Here is a 22,482-nt window from a genome sequence, read left to right as displayed (position 1 = left end):
TCGTGGTGTTCAGAATGACATAGCGATACCTTAACCAGCGCATGCGCGCCCCTTGCCCGGACCGAGATCCGCGACGGTGGCGAGAAGGTTGATCGCCACCCGCTCGGCATTTTCATCGAGATCGATGCCGTATTTCTCGGCCCGCCCGGCGAAATAATCCGTCAGACCGGGATGAAGCGCGTCCAGATAGGCAGTTAGGTAGGGGTAGAGGTCGTCGTCGGGCAGCGCATCCTCTTTGCGCCGAGCATAAAGGGCGGCGCGAAGATAGCGCATGTGGCGCAGGTAGGTTACGCGCGGGCCGGGCGAATAGAAGGTCTTGCCAAAGGTATAGACCTGCTTGCCTAGCAGCAGTGCTTCGAACCCGGCCGTTCCGGTCAGGGTTATCACGCCTGCGGCATGGCGGATAACCTCGCGCCCCGAGATCCGCGCGTCGATCAGGCGGATATTGGGCACGGACTTGAGCTTTGCGTAATCGGCTGCGTTGCGATAGCCGATATCGTGCGGATGATCCTTGACGTAGAGCCATGTGCCCGGCGGCAATTGCCCGGCGATGTTCTGGATCAGCTTGACCTGATTTTCGTAGATCCCATGGGCATGGTAGAGGACCACCGCTTCCGGCTCCAGGTGCAGGGGGTAGAAGAAAAACCGCTCGCTCGGGTCGATTGTGTCGAACGCGATCCGCCGGTAGGCCACCAGGTTGCGCAGCTTGTCCAAGCCCAGGTTCTGGCTAAAGCGCCAATGGTCGATATTGTCGAGGACCCGATCGTGGCGCGCCCGCTTTCGCCGGTTGACAACGGCGTGTTTTGCCATCGACCCAACCAGCCGCATGGGCGAAGGTTTGCTTCCCAGCACGCCGCTCAGGAACACCTCGTAGCTGGTGCGGAACTCGGTCAGAAAGGCATCGCAGGCGACCGGGTCTACGGCGCGGGTTCCGGCTTCGATCTCGGCCAAATTTCGCGTGATCTCGGGGCAGGTGAAGTCGTAACCGGTCATGGTGAGGTGGTTCAACGTGCCTGTGCGCCCGGTCGCCATGATGTTGTAAAGATAGGCTCCTCCGCGCTTGGCCAGGATCAGCGCCGGGAGGAAGTTGAACATCAGGGTGCAGGGCTCGTGCAGCAGAAAATCGATGCCCTCGTCTTCGATGAACCGGGTCCAGAACACGTAGTATGTGGCGGTGAGGTGCAGTGCGTCGGCGTAGTCGAGCAGGGCGAAGCCGCGGTCGCTCTGGATAGCCGAGTTGAGCGAAAACGCGCCGTCGGTCTGCTCGATTATGAGAGCGTCGATCTCCTCGAGCAGCGCCGGGCTTAGCTCGATCTGATCGTGGAGCGCACGGATCTCGTCCTTGAACACCACCACCGGATCGCTGACCCCAAGGCTGGCGAGACGGTCTTTTTCCTCGGCCCCGTAGGCCATGTGAAACACGTCGAGATCGCGTGACAGCGGCGCGGCGAGGCCGGAGAACAGCAGCGCGAGATCCATCCGGTGAAACAGAAGGATGCGGCGGCGAGGGTGGGGGACTGTCAAAGCGTGTGCTCTCCGGTGCGGGCGGCAATGAGCGCCTCGGCGCGGGCGAAGTCCTCGAGCGTGTCGATATCGACGGCGTGTTCGCGTGCCAAGTCGTAGCCAATGGTGCTGCCCGTCACCAGTTGGCCGGTCTTGGCAAAATCCGCCACCCGGCGCAGATAAATCGCCCCATTCAGGACATAAGCGTTGGGCAAGTCCTGGCGGCGCATTCCGCCGGACCAAGGTGGCAGCAGCCGCTCAAGTATGTCATCGGTCAGCCGATGCCAGGCTACCGATTGCGTCACCGCCCCGCCAAAGACGGTTGCGATCGAGTTGCGAAACCCCTCGAGGAAGGCGCGCAGGTCGTCCCGGGTATAGCCTTCGGCACCGCGTGCGCCTGCGGGCAGAGCCAGCGCGCGGGTGATGTCGGGCGAGAACAGCTCGTCCCCTTCCATCACCATAAAGCGATAGCTGCCCGGCTCGGCCTGCGACATGATGCAGAACAGGTAGGACCCGCCCCGCTCAGCCATGAAGTTGAACAGCAGCGACACGGTTTCATGCAGGAGGTGGTTGATCTGGTGTTTCTCCACGAAGTCCTGCCAGAAGGCGAGATAGGCATCGGCCAGCCGCAGGCAGTCCGTGTAGGCAATGCCCTGCATCGCCCGGTCGCTCTGGATGTCGGAATTCAGGCCAAATGCGCCCTGCGTGGCGGCGACGATCCAAAGCTCGATCTCGGCCAGCCGCGCGGCATCGGGCGGCATATCCTTCAGGAAGGCGGGCAGCAACTGCTTGAACACCGGCACGTCGGCGATGCCCATGGCGGCCAGTTTTTCCGCCTCCGGCGCGTCATAGGCGAGGTGCAGGCAGAGGATGTCCTCCGGCATGACCTGCGACACCGGGCCGCAGAGGTCGGTCAGTTCCATCCGGTCGAGAAAGCACAGCGTCTTCATGCGACGGTCTCCGGGATGCGCCCGCCCCAGGCCGCCAGCTGCCGTTCGATGGCTTCGAAATCCGCGGGCGTGTCGATGTCGGGCGAGCGCTCCACCGGCATCTCGAAGCCGAGGCTGTCGGCAAACAGGAACCGCCGTTCCAGCCGGAATCGTGCCACGTCGACGAAGTAGAAGGCCCCGTTCAGCAATAGTGCCTTGGGCAGGTCCTGGCGGCGCGTACCGTTCGGTGGCTCGGGCAGAAGCCGTTCCAGCTGCCCGGCAGCCCCACGCCCGTACATTAGCCAGGGCGACTCTGCGGCTTCGCAGGCCGAGACACAGCCGCCCGCGTCGGGCACGCCCTGCCACAGGGCAAAGCCGGCATCGAGATCGGCACCGGTGCGGAACGGCGAGGTCGGCTGCAACAGCACCGCCCGTTCGAACCCCGGCACGGCGTCCAGCGCATGTATCATCACGTCGACCGAGGTCGCCGTGTCCGAGGCCAGCGCGGCTGGGCGCATGAAGGGCACCTCGGCTCCGGCGTCGCGCGCGGCCTGAGCGATTTCCTCATCGTCGGTCGAGACCACCACCCGCGCCACGCATTGCGCTTCCAGGGCGGCGCGCACCGTCCAGGCGATCAGCGGCCGCCCGCCCAGCGGGCGCACGTTCTTGCGCGGCACGCCCTTGGAGCCGCCACGCGCGGTGATCACCGCCAGAACGCCCGTCATTTCCCGAACACCGTCTCGTATTCGGCGCGGGCGCGGTCCAGATCCTCGATCCGCCCGATGTCCATCCAGTATTCCCGCACCGGGAAGACCGACACCTTGTGGCCCGCGTCCTTTATCCGGTCGATCAGGTCGGGCATGTCCAGCGGCTCGCCGTAGCGAGTATGCTCGAAAGCCAGCGGCGAGAGCGCGTAGATGCCTGCGTTCACCAGGTGATTGTGCACCGGCTTCTCCTCCATCGACACCAGCGTGGTACCGTCGGTGTTCAGCACGCCGTAGGGCACCTGCATGTTGAATTCGCGCGCGCAGATGGTCACCGCCGAACCGGTTTCGGCATGGAAATCCATCATCGCGCCAAAGGAGGTTGTCGTCAGGATGTCCCCGTTCATCACCACGAAGGGCGCGTCCGGCCACCGCTCCAGCAGTGACAGCGCGCCGCCGGTGCCCATGCGTCTGGTCTCTTCGACATAGTCGATCTCGACCCCCAAGGCGGACCCGTCGCCGAAATGGTCGCGGATCACGTGGCCGAGGTAGTTCAGGGACAGGGTGAAGCGGCTGAAGCCCTGATCCTGGAACCGCGTGACGATGCGTTCCAGCAGGGGCTTGTCGCCCACCGGGATCATCGGCTTCGGCACGGTTTCGGTCAGCGGGCGCAGCCGCATCCCCAGGCCACCGGCCATTAGGATGACGCGGGTCGGGCGTGGCTCGACCCCGGTAAGCCCGTCGCGCAGCGCCAACCCCACCAGACGCCCGTCCGGGTCGACCACCGGGATGTGGTTCAGCCCGCGTTCCCGCATCAGCCGCTGTGCTGAGGCGGCAGAGGCCCCCTTGAGCAGCGTCGCGGGATTGCGGTGCATGACCTCGGAGACGGGCGCGTCCATCCCCAACCCCTTGAGCAACCCGCGCCGCACGTCGCCGTCGGTGACGGTGGCGATCAGCACGCCGCTGTCGTCCGTCACCAGGGCGATCTGGCGCGCGCCGCTGTCGATGACTTCCATGACCCGGCGCAGCGAGGCATCGGCGCTCACGGTTATCTTCTTCAGGTCGGTCATCATCTGAAAATCACCTCTTGTCCAATGCACGGTCCAGAGGACGCGCCGGATTGCCCACCACCGTCACCCCCGGCGCCACGTCCTTCGTCACCACGGCCCCCATGCCGACCACGGCTCCCGCGCCGATGGTCAACGGCTTATCCGGGGTGCCCTGCCGCATCACGGCCCCGGTGCCGATATAGGACCCGTCTCCGATGACGGTGTTCCCGTTGCACGCGACGTTCGGGGCGAATGTGACATAATCCCCGATGACGCAATCATGCGTGACATAGGAATTCAGGTTCAGGTGAAACCCCTTGCCGATGCGCACGTTCGAGGTGATCGTCGTATGCCCGCACAGAATGGCTCCCGCGCCAAGGTCCACCGTGTCGAGGACCTCTGCCGACCGGGCGCGGACCTGCAGCGGAACGGCCCCCTTCCCCTGTGCGATGTCGTCCAACTTGCTGCGCGTGGCCCCGTCGGCGATGGCGAGCGCGTATAGCCTGTCGCTGTCCCATCCGAAGAACTCCGCCTCGTCGATCACCTCGTGACCGTTGATCGCCGGACCCGCCGCGCGGTCGACAAAGACGACGCGGTCCCCGGAAGCCGCCTGTGCCCGGACCAGTGGCATGACCTCACGTGCGAACCCAGACGATCCGAAAACCCCCAGAAGCCGCGTCATGCCAAATCCCCCCGCGTGATCGACTGATCCTGCTCCACCGGTGACGTCAGTCGACGCCCGACGCAATCCCACAGATCCACCGGAGAAATGCCCGTGCCGGGACGTTTCACCGTCATGTCCGCGACGGTCAGTACGTGGCCTGCGGGCAGATCCAGCGTTGCCACGACGCTGCGCCGCACGACGGGACGGTTGCGCTGCTCCACCGGGCTGGGGCGCTTGATTCCGCTGCCCAGTGCCTTTTCCACCTGCCGGATGCCAAAGACCAGATCGCGCAGGGCCGCCGGTTCTATGGAGGCCGCGTGATCGGGGCCGTCCATGGTACGATCCAGCGTGAAGTGCTTCTCGATCATGGTCGCACCGCAGGCGACGGCGGCGATGGAAACCGCGTTGCCTTCGGTATGGTCTGAATAACCAACCTCGAGGTCAAAGGCCCTGCGCAACGTCTCCATCACCCGCAGGTTGCTGTCCTCGACCAAAGAGGGATACTCGGTCGTGCATTGCATCAGCGAGACGCGCGCGCGCAGCATCTCGAAGGCTTCGGGGACCAGCAGGGCCGCCGCGAAGGCATCCCGGCCCGCGCCGCTGTCATCGGCGTTCTGCATCCCGAAGGCGAGGATTCCTAGTGCGGTCTCGATCTCGGACAGGGTGGCCATGCCGGTGGAAAGGATCAGCTTCGCATCACTGCGCGCCGCCGCCAGCAGCAGGGGGGCATTGGTCACTTCGCCGGACCCCAGCTTGATGACCGACAGTTTCAGATCGTCGGCCAGAAAGCGCAGGCTGTCCACTTCGCCCGCGGTGGACAAAAAGGTGATGCCCTTTTCGGTACAGCGCGCGATCAGCGCGTGATGCGCCTCCTCAGACAGTTGCAGGCGGGTCAGCATGGCCAGCTGGGATTCCGCGCCGTCGGTGGTGCGCTTCTGGTAGTCGGCCTTGATCGCACTCGCCGCCGCCAGCTTGGCCGCGTTGAAGGTCTGGAACTTCACCATGTCCGCGCCGGCTTCGGCGGCGGCATCGATCAGGCGGATCGCGGTATCGAGGTCGCCGTTATGGTTCACCCCGGCCTCGGCAATGATGAGCGTGCGGTTTGGAGTCTGGGACTCAGGCATGGGTTAAGTCCTCGAAGGATTTGCGGATGAGCGCCGCCGGGTCCTGCACGGCGGCGAGATGCGCCACGATACGCGGCGCGGCCTGGCCGTCGCCATAGGAGTTCACCGTGCCGGACCAGTCACCGGCTAGCGCGGTGTCGATGGCGGCGCGGATGGCCCCGGCCTCGGGCGCGCAGTCGATCACCGAGGCCGCGCGCACCCGCCGCGCCTGCCGGTCGCCGATATTGACGGTGGGGATGCCGAAACTCGGCGCTTCGGCCAGCCCGCTCGACGAGTTGCCCAGCACCAGGTCGCAATGCGCCAGCGCCGAGAAGTAGCGCGCCGAGCCCAGCGAGGCATGGCAGACGGCATGCTCACGCCCTGCCACCCAGGCACGGATGATCTCGTCCAGTTCCGCCGCACCCGGATCGGCGTTCGACCCGGTAAAGATCAGCCCGGCCCGGGGCCAGGCGTCCAGCGCGTCGAGCATGGCCCGCGCCATGGCGGCATTGTCGGCGGACAGGGTCGCCGGGTGCAGCGTGATGACGAAATTGCGCGCCTGCGGCTCCAGCCCCACGCTGTCGAAGAAAGCCGCGCGGCCCATGCGCGGCACCGCCAGAACCTGGTCGATCCCCGGGCTGCCGGTGACGAAGACACGCGCCGGGGTCTCGCCCATCTGGCGGACGCGGGTCGCGGCCTCTTCGGTGGTGGTGAAATGCAGCGCCGACATCTTGGTCATGGCGTGGCGGATGGAATCGTCGAAGGCGCCCTCGGTCACGTCGCCACCGGCGATATGCGCCACCGGCACCTTGGACAGCAGCGCCGCCGTCACCGCGCCGAGGATTTCATACCGGTCGCCCAACACCAGCATCAGGTCGGGGCGGCTGTCGGCCAGAACGTCACCGACGCCCGCCACCGCCCGCCCGGTGGCGGCACAGAGAGCGGCATCGCCATCCCCCTCGGCCAGCCCCATGTCGACGCGATGCGCCACGGCGAACCCCGCCGCCTCGATCGCCGCGACCGAGGTGCTGCCCGCCATCAGGTGCTGTCCCGTTACCAGGATCTCCATCGCAAAGCGCGCGTCGTCCCGCAACAGCGCCAGCACCGGCTGGAGCAGCCCCCAGTCGGCGCGCGTACCCGAGACGGCCAGCACTTTCATGCCGCGGCCCCCTCACGTGCGCCCAGATAAGCCGACGACGGGATGTTCAGCACCCGCGCCTCGAGATCCTCGGCCTGAGACAGGTCGGCGCGCGGGTTCTGCGCATACATCGGCAGGCGGTGCATCAGGGTCCAGATCGGGCGGGTCATGATCCCGGCGTCGTTCAGGATCTGCAACAGGGGATCTCGGTCCTGCGCATGGGCGGAGTCCAGCACCAGCGTCACCAGCCAGTTGTTCGACGCCGACCCTTCGGGCGCGGTGAACAGCGTCGCGCCGTTCAGCCCGCGAAACGCCCTTGCATAGGCGTCGAACAGGCTCTGTTTCTGCGCAAGGCGCGTCTGCAACTGTTCCAGCTGTGCCACCCCCAGCGCCGCGTTCAGGTTCGGCATGCGGTAGTTGTAGCCCACCTCGTCATGCAGGAACGCCCATTTGTGCGGCAGCTTGGCGGTGGTGGTCAGGTGCTTGGACCGCTTCGCTAGTCCTTCGTCGTTGGTGACAATTGCGCCGCCGCCGCCAGTGGTGACGATCTTGTTGCCGTTGAAGCTGACCGCCGCCACGGTGCCGAGGCTGCCACAAAGCCGCCCCTTGTAGGTGCTGCCAAGGCTCTCGGCCGCATCCTCTACCACGACCATCGGCCAGTCGGCCACCACCGCGTCCAGCCCGTCCATGTCGACTGGGCAGCCGAAGACATGCATCGGTACGATCGCCGCGATGCGCCGCCCCGTCCGGCGGTTCCAGGTCTGACCGTCCCGCACCTCGGCCACCTGTTCCAGATGCGCCCGCAGGCGCAGGGGGCAGATGCCCAGCGTGTCGTAGGCGCTGTCAACGAAATGCGACACCGCACCCAGATGGCTGGTGGCATTCGCCGTGGCGACGAAGGTCAGCGCGGGCACCAGCACCTCGTCGCCGGCTTGCACCCCCGCCACGATCAGCGCGATCTGCAACGCTGCGGTGCCATTGGCCACCACCACGCCGTATGTACAACCCGACAGCCGCGCCACCTCCGCCTCGAAGGCATCGACATAGGACCCTACTGAGGAGACCCAGCCGGTGTCGATGCAGTCGAGCAGCAACTCGCGCTCGCGGCCGTGGAACTCCGGCACATGCAGCGGCACGAAGGCTTCTTTCGTGCCGATTACGCCACGTATGCGCTGTACTAGCTCTTCTGATAGGTCTTCCGAGAAATCCATGTCACCTCCACGCCCGGATCAAACGCTCTGCGCTTGCATCAGACGTTGTATTGACCGGTCTTGTAGGCCGCGAGGTTGGTTGGGTCCTGAAACCATTCAGCGGTCTTGGCAATACCCTTGGCGAACCCGTCGCGGCCACCATGCTCCGGCGCCCAGCCAAACAGGCGACGCGCCTTGTCGACACCGGCGTATAGACGTTCCACCTCGCTGTCGGCGGGGCGAAAACGTTCCTCGTCGGACACAATCTCGATCTCGACGCCCATGACCTCCGCAATAAGCGCCACGGTGTCCTTGATGGAAATCTCGAAATCCGATCCGATATTAGTGGCCTCGCCGACGCAAGCGTCGCATTCCATCGCCTTGATGAAACCCTGCGCGGTGTCGTGCACGAATGTGAAGTCGCGCGTTGGGCTGAGCGCGCCCAGTTTGATCTTGCGCTCTCCGGCGGCGATCTGGCTGATGATCGTCGGGATTACTGCGCGGGCGGACTGGCGGGGCCCATAGGTGTTGAACGGGCGCAGTACCGCCACCGGCGTGCCGAAGCTCTTCTGGAAGGACAGCGCCAGCTGGTCCGCAGCCACCTTTGTGGCGGCGTAGGGCGACTGCCCATTGACCGGATGTTCCTCGGTGATTGGCACGAATTGAGCGGTGCCATAGGTTTCCGAGGTCGAGGTGGAGATCACCCGCTCGGTGCCCAGACGCCGCGCCGCCTGCAAGACGTTCAGCGTCCCGGTGACGTTGGTCGCCACGTAGCTGTCAGGCGAATGGTAGCTGAAGGGAATGGCAATCAGCGCCGCCAAGTGTAGCACCGCGTCGCAGCCTTCCATTGCGTTGGCCACGCCGTGCGGATCGCGGATGTCTCCCGCCACCACTTCGAAATTCCCTTTCACGTCCTCGGCTGGGCGGTCAAGCCAGCCCCAGGAGTTCAGCGAGTTGTACATCACAAAGGCGCGTGTCTCGTATCCCGAGCGGACTAGGCCCTCTGTCAGATGGGATCCGATGAACCCGTCAGCTCCCGTCACAAGAATTTTTTTGTAACTCATCTTTTCAAACCTCTCCCTCGGGCTTTCCGGCAAGCTTGAGTCGGCAAACAGCACAGGAAACGTCGTTCACCGATTGGGAGCACCCAGCCCCTAATATCGCGTGACTATTCGGCGCGCTTCAAAGCGGCGCCTTCATCGACTTCGACGTCGCGTTGAAGCTCTTCGATTTCAGACTTGAGAGCCTCATATTCTGCCAGCTTACGTTTGAGAAACCTGGCCGTGATTGCTGATTTCTCTTTGATCCCTTTAGGGGTCAAAACATAAGCATACCGCCGCTTGTCTTCAGCCGCCGTGAAATTCCCTAACTTCACCAGCCCCTTTTCAATCAGGGCATTCAGTACATAATGCATGCCTCCAACGCTGACCCCGACCGCCGCTGCTAGTTCACGCTGTGACATTTCAGGATTTTCGTGCAGAAGGCGAAGCACGCGAAAACGCGTATCCTCTTGAAGCTTGGTTCGCTTACTGGTCAATTTGGGATTTTCTCAGGCTACCGCACAAGGACTGCCTGTGGGAGCCTTGTGTCGGACAGTTTGACAAAGTTCGAAAACTCTTCATTGTTCAGCTTCGAGCGATACCAAATGCTGCGCGAGCAAACAAGTCGGCAAATGACATATTGGGTGTTTTTTTAGTAGGCAGGGTTCAAAGCGCTTCTCGTGATGAGCCACCGGGCACCATGGTCGTAAACAGCGCGTAGCGACGGTCGTCTACAGGGCCTACTCGGGCTGCGCAGCCGCGCGGAACCTACAAGTTCAGTTCATAACTGAACGATCGGGCCGCCTCAAGGCTGAGCGGCGGCCTGACCCACATCTCAACCGAAAACATGGCCCAAAATGCGACCTGCTGACCGACCGGTCGACGCGACCGCCGGCTCCAGCGCCCACAAGGATGTTATGGTGTGCTTGGGCACGGATGCCTCAATGGTTTGGGCTTTGCGCCACCGTATTCGTGTCGTCCCGACTGCCGCCATCCATTTGAGAAGCAAGCTCTCCATCTGCACCGGTTGCTGGCGTTCCTTCCTGCTCAGCCTGTTCGACAGCCTCTTCCATGCTGACCGTATTCAGCACCAACTCGAACTGCTCGAGGATCTCGGACGCATGCCGCGCCACATAGGACCGGACGGCCTCGTTCTCCATCAGTTTTTTCAGGTAACCCTTGGCGACCACCAAGTTCAGCAGCTCGGACCCGTAGTTTTCCTCGGCATGCTTGTACTTTTCTTGCACCTGGCTCATCTCGCGCTCGAGCTTGACGATCTGTTCCAGCGGATCGCCCTTGGGCTGTTCCGGCTGCGGCGGCTTGTAATCGGTGCGCTGTTCTGGCGGCGTGGCTTTCAGCAGGGCGTCCGCATGGGCGGCGGTGATCGTGTTCGCGGCAATCATCAGCTCGACCGCCTCGATCTGCCGCGCGGCCTTCATCTTGCGCAGATGCCGGGTCACATCCGGGGTGAACTGGTGGTCCTGCAGCAACTCCACCGCCTTGGGGCAGATGCCGTGCAGCAGGTTTATCCGGCTGTTGATGGTCGAGAGGTTGACGTTGAACGCCCGCGCGAGCCGTTCCTTGCTGACGCCTTTGTCGATTGCTCGGCGCAGCATGTAATGCTCCTGCACCGTCGAGAGGCGGTTTATCCGGTGGTTGTAGGTGTAGGTCTCAAAATCCTTGGCGATCAGGCAGGGCGCCGCGTCCTGACCCAGTTCCTTCAGCGCGAGCACCCGCAAATTACCATCGAGGAGAAGAAATCCCGCCGCTTCTGGATCTGGCTTGATCACCGACAGCGGCTCGATCAACCCGATTTCTCGGATCGAAGACACGATCTGCTTGAACTTGCGCGTGGTCATCACGCCATCCGGAACCTTTTTCGATGGCATGAGCTCTTCGAGCGGGATCTGGAAGGTCTCAAGATCAAAGCCGAGGGTCAGGTTCAACGGCGCCGTGGGATAGGGCGCGTCGCTGTCGTCTGTCTCGGGTTGAGGAAAGGCACCGGGGTAGAGCGGCTTCACAGCGCTGAGGTCATTCATGGGATCATCCTTTTCGGAGTTCAGGCGGTTTCAATGCGGTCGGCGAGGTATTTGGGCAGGCTGTCGAGCCCTTCGGCGCGCAGGAGCGTCACAAAGTGCTCATCGGCAAAGAGGCGTTTCAGCCCCTGGACCACCAGAAGCAGCTGCTGATGTGCGTGATCGGCTTTCAGCATCAGCTTGTGCTGCCGGGCGACCTCGCGCTGGTAGGTCTTGACCAGTGAATGCGCCGAGTTCGGCAGTTTCGGGCGATCGCCACCGGTTTTTGGGCCCTTTTCCCGACGCTTTTCGATCAGCCGCTTGGCATCCGTGATCTGGTGCCCTTTGAGCTGGCCAGTCTTGTAGGCCTCCTCCAGCATGTCTCCGAGGTTTTCATCATCGTGCTTGGCGCGGGCGATCTCGAGGGCGGTGGTGAGCGGAATGGTGCCATTTTGCACCGCCTCAATCAGGCGTTCCTCGCCCTTTTCCAGTAGGAAAACGATATCACGGACATATTTCTCCGACAAACCCGTGCGCGTGATGATGTCATCGATGGTGTAATCCCGCGCGAGCAAGAGCTCGATGTCGGCCAGGATCTCCAGTGGCCTGTGGCCCCGCCGCGCGATGTTTTCGGCGAGCGACATGATGAAGGCGTCTTCGTCGGTCACATTCACGACTAGCGCCGGGATGTGGGTTTCGCCTAAGAGGCGGAAGGCATTGAGCCGTCCCTCGCCGCAGACCAGAAGATAGGCGGACGCCCCATCGGCCCCTTCGCGCTCGGTGACGGTGATCGGCTTTTTCAGGCCGATGGAGCGGATGTTTTCGACGATCTCCTCAAAGACCTTCATGTTGCGGTCCCGGGAATTCAGGACCTCGATCCGGTCTATGGGGACGAGCGTGACGCTCTCGGGTGTGTCAGTCATCATGGGGTTGGCTTCCTCTTCTGGCGCTATTGTTCATGTTTTGTAATTGCATCAATTTCCGTCATTCAGACCCTCATCCCCACTTCCGGCGAACACCGACCCTCTCGGCCATGCCGTAGAAAAAGCCGAGGTCCTCGAAGCGGAAGGCCTCAAAGGCGATGCTGGTGCGGTTGCAAAGGCGGATTTCCTGCCGGGGCAGGTCGAGCCAAGGCAGCAGGTAGTAATCAAGCTCGTCTCGGTTATCGGGATCGAGCCGCACGGCCAGCGTGACGTCGGCCCGATAGCGCATCGGGTCAAATCGGATCCTCCAGCGCAGCCGTCCATCGCCCTGCGGCTGGCAGCGTGCTAGGACCAAGCTCACGACCATTTCATCATTGATGGTTAGCAGATCGGTCTTGGGATCGCGCGTGACCGTCCCACCCACCTCGGCAATCGCAGCCTCGGCCCTGGCAATGATCTCCGGGTGCATCCCGCGCAGGCGCTTGTTCAGGGCGATGCGTTCTTGATCTCGGTCCGAGCGATAGCCAATCATCTCATAAGCTCGGGCGAGCGAGCCGAACCGGTTCCGATAGGCTGAGGACGAGGGCATGTCCGGCGTCTGGTCAATCAGCACCCCGGAAAGCTGGCCTGCCTCGGCGTAAAGCCGTTTCAGGTGAACCAGCAGTTCCTCATCAGAAAGCCGCGCTGACCGCGCCGTGATGATCTCCTGCGCGGTCAGGAAGAACTCGAGCGGCACGATCCCCTCGAAGGCGCTTTCCTTGCGCACCCACATATCGGGCGGGTTTTGCACATGCAGCTTCTTCAGTTTGAAGGAGGAGCGGTTGTAGACGTTGTTGCCGATGTATTTCTCGTTGGTCAGAACCGTCCGCACGATGCCAGAAGTCCAGGGCCGATCCAGATCGGTGGTGATGCCTTCCTCATTCAGGCGGTCGGCGATTTCGCGGAAGGACAAATCCTCCTCGATCAGCCAGCGATACATCTTGTTGACCCAGGCCACTTCTTCGTCGGGCCCGGGCATCAGGATGACACGGTCCGTCTGTAGCGATTTGTGCTCACCACGCTTCAACTCGCCCTTGATCTCACCGCGCTCATTCACAAGCACCCGACGCAAGCCAAAGCCGGCGGGGCCACCCTGGCGGAAGCCCAGTTCAATCAGGCGGCACTGGCCCGCGAAGACCTTCACCGAGAGCTCCCGGCTGTATTCGCCAGCCATAGCGCGTTTGACGCCTTTAACGATGGTCGAGACAGGTGAGCCGTCATTCTCGAACTGCTCGGCGCAATAGGCGACGTTGATGCCGGCGCGCTTGCAGATGTATTCGTAATAGGCGCTCTCGTCGGCATCCTGGAAACGGCCCCAGCGACTGACGTCATAGACGAGGATCACGTTGAAGTCGGCTGCGCCAGATTCCACATCCGCGATCAGCTGCTGAAGCGCTGCACGCCCGCCGATTGAGAGGCCACTCTTGCCGTCATCGGCGTAGGTCTTGATGATCTCAATCCCGCGCTTTTCGGCATATTCGCGGATCTTGTCGGACTGGTTGTGGGTTGAATATTGCTGGTGCTCGGTCGACATGCGCACATATTGCGCCGCCCGAAACTCGGTAATCTCGCCACTCCCGTCCAACTCAGCCTCCGATCCGTGTGTCTGTCGGTCGGACGTTTGCTCGGGTCGCAAAGTGTATCAAGCTGATAGTGCTGGATTATCTCATTATATCAATGCTCTGGGGCGTGATCTCCCGGAGGCTTTCATCAAAATGTCACAGCACACCCGGAAAACCATACTTGCATCTGTTCAAATTCGAGCGATATGTGGGGCGAGAAGGTTTTAATGAGGTTGCAAGATGACATTCCACGATCGGGGCACAAGCTGGTTTCTGGCGCAGCTGAAGCCGAACTGCGCCAACATCGCGGGTAAGAACCTCAAGCGCCAGGGCTTCAACACCTTCCTGCCGATGGAAGAGGAAACGCGCCCGCGGAACGGCAAGTACGTCACTGCCATGCGGCCACTGTTTCCGGGCTACATCTTCGTGGCCTTCGATGTGACCCGCGGGTTCTGGCGGACGGTCAACTCGACCTATGGCATCACGCGGCTGGTGTGCCTTGGCAAGGAGCCGACGGCTGTGCCGCTGGACCTAGTCTCGCAGCTGATGCTGCGCTGCGATGCGAAGGGCAAATTGCTACCGCCGAAGCTTCTGAAGCCTGGGGACCAGGTGATGCTGACCAAGGGACCTTTTGCAAATTTTGTGGCAGAGGTGGAAACAATCGCGCCGGATCGGCGGGTTTGGGTCCTGATGGAGATCATGGGTGGTCAGACCCGTGTTGCAGTTGGGGCGGATCAGTTGCGGGCGTTGTGAGCGCGTCAGCGTTGACATGAACGCCTCAGACCTTATATCTTCCCCTAGAAGGGAAAGATTATGGCAACTACAGCACACATCGAAGATCTCACTGTGAACGAGGCCGCCCATCTTGCAGGTGTTTCTGTACGCAAGGTTGAGAAGTCGTGCGAAGAAGGCATCGTTCACAAGAAGAAATACACGGGGTATCTGGTCAAGCGTGAGGTATTTCACGTGCCCGCGGAAACCGTGGTTTATACAGCTGCACTTAAAAACTGTGCAAACATTTCCCCGAACAAGACCTTCAAAAAGCGTCTGTGGCGGTTTCTTCGGACATCTCGCAGGCTTGAGGGCTCTTTCGGGGTGGCGGACTTGGGTGAAGGCTTACTGCTTAATCTTGATGCTATCGCCGGCACGGAATGGTCCCTCGCTCGTTCATACCTGGCCGCAAAGAATAAGTATCTGACGAGCGATCCTAAAATTCTTGGTGGTGAGCCAATCATCAAAGGGACTCGGATTACGTGTCGCTCTTTGAAGGGCCGTGTTGATGCCGGTGACACACTTGACGATCTCGTTGAGGATTATGATGGTGAAATCCCGAAAGAAGTCTTCGAGGTCGCGCTGACTTACGCAAATAGCCATCCCGTTCGCGGAAGGCCTGGAGCTGGCAAGCCGTGGCGCTGAAGTGGAACAGGAAAGCGCGCGAACTTGCAGTTATTTATCGACGAGTGCTTATCGCCTAAGATGGCCCTCGAACTGATTGAAATCGGGCACTACGCGGTTCACCCGCGAAATCAAGGCGGAATGGGGGAACCAGATCATGCCGTCTTGGCAAGGGCGACGCGCGAAAACCTCGTGATCGTGACAGAGAATGCAAAGGATTTTCGTGCATTGGTCGCTCGAGAAGAAATTCATCCGGGGATCATGATTATTCCTTGCACCTCCCGTGAGCAGTCGAAGGCTTACCTGTTGTTGGCGATCGATTATCTGACAGAGCGAGGCGATCCAGATGATGTGATGGTGAACCATGTCTTGGAAGTTGAAGAAGACGGACAGGGTGGGGTTGCGATGAGGTTGTATCCCTTGCCAGCGCCGTAAAACGGTTGGCTGCCAGACGCGTCTGAACCGGATGACTTTCGAACCCAGATGGGTTCCAATGATTACAATGACTTAGTGGGTAGAGAGGGTCCGATTCTGGATCCATCCCCTCCGCCACCCACCCCAGTCTCTACCAGCAATCTGCCTTTTTTCCTGTTTTTTCCGGTTTTTCCGGGGGTTTGGACTGTGGCATTTCCCAGAGAGATGACCGTTGCGTCGCTGTTCAGGGCGATTTCCCTGGGTCGTCTCCGGAGGCAGCATCAGACGCTTCGGTTAGGGCCAAATTTCCCTGCTAACAGGGAATTAACAGGGAAAATTCACAAATTATGGTCGTTTTAGCCAAATTGCGCCGTAACTCCGGGCGTAATTTCAATGGGTTACGGGCGATTTCCCTGCGCAAATTAACAGGGAACTTTTTCGCAATTATCAGGGAACTTTTCTGCAGAAACAGGGAAGTGCAGATGGGGATCAGGGATGACCTGAACATACGTCAAAGCCATACAATTTGGCCTGCCTATCCCAATCGAGTGGAATAGGTTTGCGGACGATCCGTTCGAGGGTGAGGTCTGGTGGCTGGCGACCCTCAAAGATCGCTTTTTGGATCGCGGGTGAAAGAAAGGCGAGTTGTGCCCGGGTTCGAATGTAGGATTCGGAATGGCTGGTTCTGGCGGCGATCTTGCTCAAGGGTTTGCCGGTGCGCAGATCGGCTGTCCAAGCATGCGCCCGGGCCAAGGCACGTAGAAGGGTTTGGTCTGGTTCGGGCTCGCGATCCCCGACAACAATCTTGCCCTCTACGCCCCGCCGACGCAGCGCAAACGGCGCTTCGATCTGGAGCGCCGTCGCATCGATCTCATCCGGCTTCAGGCTCAGTTCGTTTGCCAGTTCAGTTGCTTCCAAAATCAACGTGATGCGCCCATTTCCGATGCTGCCTTCCGACACAAGGTTTCGGATTAACTCTGGCGCAGTTTCCAATAGCCGCTCCGCCAACCCCAATGCCTTGTCGCGTATTGCATCGCCTGCCAGGAGATCTGCTTTAGAAAGGAGGCGATGACCACGGGCCAGATTGCCAATGTGCTTCGCTATCACGTCGGCAACGGCTTGTTCCAACTGGCCGGCGGGTAACCGCCACCCTTGCGGATCCGTCCCGCCTGAGATTAGCCGATTGGAGGTGTAGTATCGCAACTGACGGCCACGACGTTTTGTGTTCGTTGGAGTCAACCTATCGCCGGTTTCGTCCCGAAGCTTGCTGGTGAGGGCAGCAGCCTCGTTTTTGCTGCAACTCTTTTTGGATCCGTGCCCTGATCTTGGCCGCACGCTGGCGGCCTGCAACTTGTCCTGAACTCGATCCCAATACTCAATGTCAACGATAGCATCATGTTGACCGTCCCAGACCTTTGCCTTGTGTCGGATCTTGCCGATGTAGATCGGGTTGCGCAGCAGCGCATAGATCTGGCCGCGCGAGAAGGGATTCAGACACACCAGACACCAAGGTGTGCCCGGACTGCGGCGCAGAGTGTCCAAAGGACGCCGCCGCCTGCCATGTGTGTGATGCCGAGTTTCCGGTTCGTGCGCCGCGCATGAAGACATGTGATGCCTGCGGGTCTCTTAATCCGCTCAGTGCTAAGGATTGTCAGTCCTGCGGCGAAGGGTTTGGGCACGACTTCGAGATTTCTCTAAGCGATGCGCTGCGCGTCGGGGCCATCATCCGTGGCATGGATCTCGACGAAGAGGAGGTTCAGGAGGGCGAAGCCATCCGGGACGTGTTCCGCAAAGGGGTTCTGGGCAGCGGTGATGATCAGCTCCTCAAGCTGCTGCCTGAGGAAAGCTACGGGCGACTGGCGCGCATGTTCGAGGATAGCAAGTGATGTGCGTCGCCTCAGCATCAACGCTCCATGGACAGGCCATACCAGCCCCACGTTGCCGGGCAATCGGCTGCTGGCCGATGCCCGTGTGCGTTGCATTTGACATGGAAGAGATGGCGCGATGAATGATCACAGTCTCTTTGCGCTTGCCGCAGAACACATCATTCAGAGTGGGGCGCAAACCCATGAGGATGATTGGCGGCTCCTTCGCCGGCTGGCTCTGCCACGCCGCCTGAACAATCCTCGCGGTGGTGCTGTTAAGCATGCCCTGGTTCTGGATGTCGAGACCACAGGTCTTTCGCTCGAGGGCGACGAGGTCATCCAGCTCGCCATGCTTCCGTTCACCTACGAGCTCGACACTGGCCGGGTCCTTGAGATCGCTCACGATCGGGCCTTCGATGGACTTCGTGAGCCTGGTGTTCCGATCTCGGACGAAGCCAGTCTGGTCACTGGTCTGACCGCTGAAACAGTCGCGGGACAGACGATTGACGGGTCCGTCGTTGAGGCGCCGGTGGCAGAAGCCGACCTGATCATTGCGCATAACGCCAGCTTCGATCGGGTCATGGTCGAGAAACACTGGCCCTGCTTTGCCGAGAAACCTTGGGGCTGCACGCTAACGAGCGTTGACTGGCTGCGCGAAGGCTTCTCTGCCGGCAAGCTGGATTACCTCGGCATGCAATTCGGTTGGTTCTACGACGGTCATCGGGCGCTCGCGGATTGCGAAGCCTGCCTCGCATTGCTTTCGCAGGAGTTGCCTCAGTCGGGCCAGCGCATCATGTCCGCCGTTCGCGATGCCGCTCTGCAGGACGAATATCTCATCCGGGCGGTCGATGCCCCTTACGATGAACGCCTGAAACTGAAGGAGCGCGGATACCGCTGGCGGCCGGCAGAACTTCCACTCGGCAAGGTCTGGTGGACGATCACTTCCGATCCCGCGGCGGAGATCGACTGGCTCCGTCATGAAATCTACGACCGGGACGCAACTGTGCCGACGCGCAAGGTCACCGCGCTGAATCGCTTCTCGGAGCGTCTCTGGGAGGCGCAGCCATGAAAAAGCATGTTGATCAGATCGTCCTGAGCGCATCCGACCTCGTCGGCCATCTGAACTGTGGCCATCTGACTGAGCTGGATCTTCAGGTCGCAGAAGGGGCGCTTACGAAACCAATGCACTGGGACCCGCTTCTCGAGATCTTGCGCGAGCGGGGTGACCAGCATGAAAAGGCGTTCATCAAGCACCTTGAGGCTCAGGGCCTGACATCTGTCCGGATCGACGGGGTCGACATCACGCCAGCGGCCGTCGCCGAGACCCGCGCTGCGATGGCGTCCGGCGCTCAGATTATCGTCCAGGCGGCACTGTCACGTGACAGGTGGGTCGGGCGGGCCGACATTCTGCGACGGGTCGAGAGACCCAGCAATCTTGGGTCCTGGTCCTACGAGGTCATCGACACGAAGCTTGCCCGCGAAACCAAGGCTGGTTCGGTGCTTCAGCTTTGCCTCTACGCCGATCTATTGGAACAGGTGCAGGGTATCGCACCTGAATATGTGTACGTCGTGGCGCCTTGGTCCGACTTCGAGCCGCAAGAGTTTCGATATGCCGACTACGCTGCATATTTCCGAAAGGCCAAGGCTGCCGCGGAAGAGGCGACCTCCGAAGGAGCGCTGGGCGGTCAGTACCCTGAGCCGAAGGAGCACTGCGACATCTGCAGATGGCGGACTCAGTGCGACGCAAGGCGACGCTCGGACGATCATCTCTGCCTCGTGGCCGGAATAAGTAAGAACCAGACGTCCGAGCTTCAGGACAATGGGATTACGACGGCGGCAGAGCTTGCCGCGATGCCCACACCCATGCCCTGGAAGCCGAAGAAGGGGTCACCGCTCTCCTACGAGAAGGCGCGTGAGCAAGCCCGCATTCAGATTGAGTCTCGTGAGGCCGGCGAGGTCCGGTACGAACTCCTGCCGATCGTTGAGGATATAGGCCTTTCTCTGTTGCCCGAGCCGTCTGACGGAGACATTTTCTTCGACATCGAAAGCGATGCGTTCGTGGGCGAGCACGGCCTCGAGTATCTCTTCGGGTACATCTATCGCGATGAAAATGGCGCCTGGACCTACACGGCAGACTGGGCGTTCGACCGGGAAGGCGAGAAGTCGATCTTCGAGCGCTTCGTGGACTTCGTGAATTCGCGCAGGGAGCAATATCCGGATCTGCACGTCTACCACTACGCTCCTTATGAACCGGGGGCGCTGAAACGACTCATGGGCCGGTACGCGACCCGCGAAGGCGAGATCGATGATTTCCTACGCAGCAATCTGCTGGTCGATCTTTACAGTGTCGTGCGCAATGGGCTGCGCGCCGGCGTCGAAAGCTACTCAATCAAGAAGTTGGAGCCGATCTACGGCTTTGAGCGGGACACCAGTCTGCCAGATGCCAACGTCGCGCTTGCGCGTTTGCAGGCGGGGCTGGAGCTGGGCGATATCGATGCTATCGACGGCGAGGTGCGCGCGACCGTGCAGTCCTACAATTACGAGGATTGCACCTCGACCATTGCTCTGCGCGACTGGCTTGAAGATCGCCGGCAGGAGCTTGTCGATGCCGGAACCGATGTTCCGCGTCCCTTGCCGTCCGACCAGGAGCCAAGCGAAGCGCTGACAGAACGTCAGGAAGCAGTGCAGGCTCTGATCGAGCGTCTTACAGTCGACGTGCCTGCCGATATCGAAGAGCGGAGCGACGAGCAGCACGCCCGCTGGATCCTCGCGAATATCCTCGACTGGCATCGTCGTGAGGACAAGGCAGCCTGGTGGGAATACTTCCGGCTTTCCGCGCTCACGCCAGAAGAACTCATCGACGAGCGCGCCGCGTTGTCACAGCTAGTGTTTGTTGGAGACGTGTCGCCACCGGGCGCTCGGACGCCTGTGCACCGCTATGCATTCCCACAGCAAGACACGGATCTTCGGGGCGATGAAAAGCTAAGAATGAACGGTGGAGAAGAAGTTGGTTCGGTTGTCACCGTCTCTGCAGATGACCGCACGGTCGACATCAAGAAGATGGGCAAAACGGCCGAAATCCACCCCGAGGGCGTCTTTGCCCATCAGATGTTCGGCACGAAAGAACAAGCCGACAGCTTGATGAGATTGGGCGAGCATGTCGCCGATCTTGGGATCGAAGGGGATGGGTCTTATCAGAGTGCCCGAGCACTTTTGCTGCGCCTGAAGCCAGAGTTCGGGGTTGGGCCAATGCGGAAGACAGGGGAGACTATCCTTGAGGCTGCGCTTCGCGTCTCTCGCGAGCTTGAAGACGGTATCATCCCGATCCAGGGCCCTCCCGGAACGGGAAAGTCGTACACGGGCGCCCGCATGATTTGCGAGCTCGTCAAACGTGGAAAGAAGGTCGGCATCACGGCCAACAGCCACAAGGTGATCCGAAACTTGCTCGACAAGGTCGTCGAGGCGGCCCCCGAGATGAAGGTCGATCTCTGCTGTGTTCAGAAACCGAAGTCCGGGGAGAGGGAATCGGATCAGGACCGCCTGAAGTTCGTGACCGACAATGCCGGCGTCTATGCCGCGCTGGACTCAGGATCAGCGCAGGTCGCCGGTGCGACGCACTTCCTTTGGTCACACGCTGACGCCCATGAAGTGATCGATGTGCTTGTGATCGACGAAGCCGCGCAGATGTCGTTGGCGAACGTCCTTGCGGTTGCCCAGAGCGCGAAGGTCCTGATCCTGCTAGGGGATCCGCAACAGCTGGACCAGCCCACGCAGGGCACGCATCCGGACGGCACAGGCGTATCCGCGCTCGAGTATGTTCTCGACGGCGCACACACAATCGCCGAAGATCAAGGCCTATTCCTGGAGGAAACCTGGCGCCTGCATCCCGATATCTGCCAGTTCAACTCTGAGCTCTTCTATGACGACAAGCTGCATTCAGTAGAGGGATGTGAGCTGCAGGAAATCCGCGGCGCCGGGTCCCTGACCGGAACAGGTCTTCGGTACCTGCCGGTCGAACACTCGGGCAATCAGAGCTCGTCGATTGAGGAGGCCGATGCAGTTGCCAGGCTTGTTGAAGAGGTCTTATCCGGTCAGCCGACATGGATTGATCGGGAGGGTCAGGAAAGTCCTCTAACGCTCGAAGACATCCTGATCATCGCGCCCTACAACGCGCAGGTCTTTGAGATTCAGCAGAGGTTGCCGGGCGCGCGCGTTGGAACCGTGGACAAATTTCAGGGTCAGGAGGCGCCTATCGCGATCTATTCGATGGCCACCTCGAGCCATGCTGACGCACCGCGGGGCATGGAGTTTCTGTACAGTGCGAACCGCTTCAACGTTGCAATTTCGCGTGCGAAGTGTGTTGCTGTTCTCATCGCGTCGCCAAAGGTTTTCGAGGCAGAATGCCGGACTCCGCGACAGATGCAAATGGCCAATGCATTTTGTAGGTATCTTGAATGCTCAACCGAAATCAATTTTTCTGTTTTCCAAAAAAAGACAAAATCTCAATTGCAGGAGAGGGCAGAAGGCACTGGCGCAAAAGAATGCATCGAGCAGTTATCGCATGAAGATACTTAATGAAATCCTGGACGATAGTGGAGGCTTAGCCACGCCCGACGGCAGGCCACTATTTTCTTACAATTACTCATCTGAAGCTCATTCCCGTTTAGGGTCAATACTGCCTGCCCGATTTTCCATTGGACAGACATTGCCGGAGACTTCCGCCGCGTTTGTTCTTTGGGCTTCAGAACACATACGAGCGAACTTTCTTGGAGGACAGCTAACTTGGAGCTTCGTATTTGACGGACTCGGGATTGCCGAGGATCGCGACCTAGGTCATGTTGACAAAAGGCGCAGCCAGAGGCGGATGGAGGTGATGTCTATGAAGCCAAGAAAGCTTTCGGCGGTTTTGTCATAACGGGTTGCGACCCGGCGAGCGTTCTTCAACTTGT

Annotated in this window: 20 protein-coding genes and 1 pseudogene; 6 read left to right on the top strand and 15 right to left on the bottom strand. The window is 60.8% G+C overall.

Translation table 11 applies throughout. From position 1 onward, the window contains the following. Positions 1-30 precede the first annotated feature (30 nt). The 13 genes from ACSR1C_RS18745 to ACSR1C_RS18685 form a co-directional block, all read right to left on the bottom strand. Positions 31-1,524 carry a capsular polysaccharide export protein, LipB/KpsS family gene (locus tag ACSR1C_RS18745; RefSeq protein ID WP_460260635.1) on the bottom strand — a complete coding sequence of 498 codons (1,494 nt, stop codon included), beginning with the start codon at positions 1,522-1,524 and terminating at the stop codon, positions 31-33. Further along, positions 1,521-2,453: a hypothetical protein gene (locus ACSR1C_RS18740; protein ID WP_460260634.1), complete on the bottom strand. Its 933-nt coding sequence runs from the start codon at positions 2,451-2,453 to the stop codon at positions 1,521-1,523. The genes ACSR1C_RS18745 and ACSR1C_RS18740 overlap by 4 nt, the downstream gene beginning before the upstream one ends. Next, on the bottom strand, positions 2,450-3,157 hold the full coding sequence (locus tag ACSR1C_RS18735; protein ID WP_460260633.1) for an acylneuraminate cytidylyltransferase family protein: 708 nt from the start codon (positions 3,155-3,157) through the stop codon (positions 2,450-2,452). The genes ACSR1C_RS18740 and ACSR1C_RS18735 overlap by 4 nt, the downstream gene beginning before the upstream one ends. After that, the gene (locus ACSR1C_RS18730; RefSeq protein WP_460260632.1) at positions 3,154-4,209 is read right to left on the bottom strand and encodes a nucleotidyltransferase family protein; all 1,056 of its coding nucleotides are present in this window, start codon (positions 4,207-4,209) and stop codon (positions 3,154-3,156) included. Before ACSR1C_RS18730 ends, ACSR1C_RS18735 begins: the two co-directional genes overlap by 4 nt. 7 nt (positions 4,210-4,216) lie before the next feature. Continuing rightward, positions 4,217-4,867 (bottom strand): acetyltransferase, encoded by a 651-nt coding sequence (locus ACSR1C_RS18725; RefSeq protein ID WP_460260631.1) that lies wholly within the window; start codon positions 4,865-4,867, stop codon positions 4,217-4,219. Then, entirely contained in the window at positions 4,864-5,973 is a 1,110-nt protein-coding gene (neuB, locus tag ACSR1C_RS18720) for an N-acetylneuraminate synthase (protein WP_460260630.1), read from the bottom strand. Before neuB ends, ACSR1C_RS18725 begins: the two co-directional genes overlap by 4 nt. Further along, entirely contained in the window at positions 5,966-7,111 is a 1,146-nt protein-coding gene (gene neuC, locus ACSR1C_RS18715; protein WP_460260629.1) for a UDP-N-acetylglucosamine 2-epimerase, read from the bottom strand. Before neuC ends, neuB begins: the two co-directional genes overlap by 8 nt. Then, positions 7,108-8,301, bottom strand: a complete 1,194-nt coding sequence (locus ACSR1C_RS18710) for a LegC family aminotransferase (RefSeq protein ID WP_460260628.1) — start codon at positions 8,299-8,301, stop codon at positions 7,108-7,110. The genes neuC and ACSR1C_RS18710 overlap by 4 nt, the downstream gene beginning before the upstream one ends. A 38-nt stretch (positions 8,302-8,339) precedes the next feature. After that, a complete protein-coding gene (locus ACSR1C_RS18705) occupies positions 8,340-9,344 on the bottom strand; it encodes an NAD-dependent 4,6-dehydratase LegB (protein ID WP_460260627.1) in 1,005 nt (334 codons plus the stop codon). 104 nt (positions 9,345-9,448) lie between these two features. Continuing rightward, positions 9,449-9,817, bottom strand: coding sequence for a MarR family EPS-associated transcriptional regulator (locus tag ACSR1C_RS18700; RefSeq protein WP_460260626.1), 369 nt, complete (start codon positions 9,815-9,817; stop codon positions 9,449-9,451). Between the two features lie 444 nt (positions 9,818-10,261). Further along, positions 10,262-11,359 (bottom strand): plasmid partitioning protein RepB C-terminal domain-containing protein, encoded by a 1,098-nt coding sequence (locus ACSR1C_RS18695; RefSeq protein ID WP_460260625.1) that lies wholly within the window; start codon positions 11,357-11,359, stop codon positions 10,262-10,264. Positions 11,360-11,379: 20 nt separating this feature from the next. Next, complete coding sequence (locus ACSR1C_RS18690; RefSeq protein ID WP_460260624.1) at positions 11,380-12,261, bottom strand: plasmid partitioning protein RepB C-terminal domain-containing protein; 882 nt, start codon at positions 12,259-12,261, stop codon at positions 11,380-11,382. Positions 12,262-12,331: 70 nt separating this feature from the next. Then, positions 12,332-13,882: a recombinase family protein gene (locus tag ACSR1C_RS18685; protein WP_460260623.1), complete on the bottom strand. Its 1,551-nt coding sequence runs from the start codon at positions 13,880-13,882 to the stop codon at positions 12,332-12,334. Positions 13,883-14,099: 217 nt separating this feature from the next. On the opposite strand from ACSR1C_RS18685, the gene nusG reads away from it, so the two are divergent. From nusG to ACSR1C_RS18670, 3 genes are read left to right on the top strand one after another with little or no spacing between them, the layout of a single operon-like run. Beyond that, positions 14,100-14,612 (top strand): transcription termination/antitermination protein NusG, encoded by a 513-nt coding sequence (nusG, locus tag ACSR1C_RS18680; RefSeq protein ID WP_460260622.1) that lies wholly within the window; start codon positions 14,100-14,102, stop codon positions 14,610-14,612. A gap of 60 nt (positions 14,613-14,672) precedes the next feature. Further along, positions 14,673-15,275 carry a DUF433 domain-containing protein gene (locus tag ACSR1C_RS18675; protein ID WP_460260621.1) on the top strand — a complete coding sequence of 201 codons (603 nt, stop codon included), beginning with the start codon at positions 14,673-14,675 and terminating at the stop codon, positions 15,273-15,275. A 24-nt stretch (positions 15,276-15,299) separates the two neighbouring features. Beyond that, positions 15,300-15,689: a DUF5615 family PIN-like protein gene (locus ACSR1C_RS18670; RefSeq protein ID WP_460260620.1), complete on the top strand. Its 390-nt coding sequence runs from the start codon at positions 15,300-15,302 to the stop codon at positions 15,687-15,689. 468 nt (positions 15,690-16,157) lie between these two features. Here ACSR1C_RS18670 and ACSR1C_RS18665 read toward each other — a convergent pair whose 3' ends face one another. Then, on the bottom strand, positions 16,158-17,210 hold the full coding sequence (locus ACSR1C_RS18665; protein WP_460260619.1) for a recombinase family protein: 1,053 nt from the start codon (positions 17,208-17,210) through the stop codon (positions 16,158-16,160). A gap of 20 nt (positions 17,211-17,230) precedes the next feature. On the opposite strand from ACSR1C_RS18665, the gene ACSR1C_RS18660 reads away from it, so the two are divergent. The 3 genes from ACSR1C_RS18660 (at position 17,231) to ACSR1C_RS18650 (ending at position 22,108) form a co-directional block, all read left to right on the top strand. Next, positions 17,231-17,554 (top strand): hypothetical protein, encoded by a 324-nt coding sequence (locus ACSR1C_RS18660; RefSeq protein WP_460260618.1) that lies wholly within the window; start codon positions 17,231-17,233, stop codon positions 17,552-17,554. A 118-nt stretch (positions 17,555-17,672) separates the two neighbouring features. After that, positions 17,673-18,602: a 3'-5' exonuclease gene (locus tag ACSR1C_RS18655; protein ID WP_460260617.1), complete on the top strand. Its 930-nt coding sequence runs from the start codon at positions 17,673-17,675 to the stop codon at positions 18,600-18,602. Beyond that, on the top strand, positions 18,599-22,108 hold the full coding sequence (locus ACSR1C_RS18650) for a TM0106 family RecB-like putative nuclease (RefSeq protein ID WP_460260616.1): 3,510 nt from the start codon (positions 18,599-18,601) through the stop codon (positions 22,106-22,108). The genes ACSR1C_RS18655 and ACSR1C_RS18650 overlap by 4 nt, the downstream gene beginning before the upstream one ends. Positions 22,109-22,366: 258 nt before the next feature. Here ACSR1C_RS18650 and ACSR1C_RS18645 read toward each other — a convergent pair. Beyond that, positions 22,367-22,482 (bottom strand): annotated as a pseudogene (locus ACSR1C_RS18645) (IS5/IS1182 family transposase); the annotation flags it as partial.

Source organism: Actibacterium sp. D185-2 (genome assembly GCF_054954595.1).
The sequence above is the reverse complement of the archived record's forward strand: the minus strand, read 5'-3'. Positions and strand labels throughout refer to the sequence as shown.

Excerpts from the sequence above, each read along its gene's own strand:
- ACSR1C_RS18690 (WP_460260624.1), bottom strand. The coding sequence starts at position 12,261 with ATGATGACTGACACACCCGAGAGCGTCACGCTCGTCCCCATAGACCGG.
- ACSR1C_RS18730 (WP_460260632.1), bottom strand. The coding sequence starts at position 4,209 with ATGATGACCGACCTGAAGAAGATAACCGTGAGCGCCGATGCCTCGCTG.
- ACSR1C_RS18650 (WP_460260616.1), top strand. The coding sequence starts at position 18,599 with ATGAAAAAGCATGTTGATCAGATCGTCCTGAGCGCATCCGACCTCGTC.
- neuB (WP_460260630.1), bottom strand. The coding sequence starts at position 5,973 with ATGCCTGAGTCCCAGACTCCAAACCGCACGCTCATCATTGCCGAGGCC.
- ACSR1C_RS18705 (WP_460260627.1), bottom strand. The coding sequence starts at position 9,344 with ATGAGTTACAAAAAAATTCTTGTGACGGGAGCTGACGGGTTCATCGGA.
- ACSR1C_RS18725 (WP_460260631.1), bottom strand. The coding sequence starts at position 4,867 with ATGACGCGGCTTCTGGGGGTTTTCGGATCGTCTGGGTTCGCACGTGAG.
- nusG (WP_460260622.1), top strand. The coding sequence starts at position 14,100 with ATGACATTCCACGATCGGGGCACAAGCTGGTTTCTGGCGCAGCTGAAG.
- ACSR1C_RS18740 (WP_460260634.1), bottom strand. The coding sequence starts at position 2,453 with ATGAAGACGCTGTGCTTTCTCGACCGGATGGAACTGACCGACCTCTGC.
- ACSR1C_RS18655 (WP_460260617.1), top strand. The coding sequence starts at position 17,673 with ATGAATGATCACAGTCTCTTTGCGCTTGCCGCAGAACACATCATTCAG.
- ACSR1C_RS18675 (WP_460260621.1), top strand. The coding sequence starts at position 14,673 with ATGGCAACTACAGCACACATCGAAGATCTCACTGTGAACGAGGCCGCC.
- ACSR1C_RS18710 (WP_460260628.1), bottom strand. The coding sequence starts at position 8,301 with ATGGATTTCTCGGAAGACCTATCAGAAGAGCTAGTACAGCGCATACGT.
- neuC (WP_460260629.1), bottom strand. The coding sequence starts at position 7,111 with ATGAAAGTGCTGGCCGTCTCGGGTACGCGCGCCGACTGGGGGCTGCTC.
- ACSR1C_RS18695 (WP_460260625.1), bottom strand. The coding sequence starts at position 11,359 with ATGAATGACCTCAGCGCTGTGAAGCCGCTCTACCCCGGTGCCTTTCCT.
- ACSR1C_RS18735 (WP_460260633.1), bottom strand. The coding sequence starts at position 3,157 with ATGACGGGCGTTCTGGCGGTGATCACCGCGCGTGGCGGCTCCAAGGGC.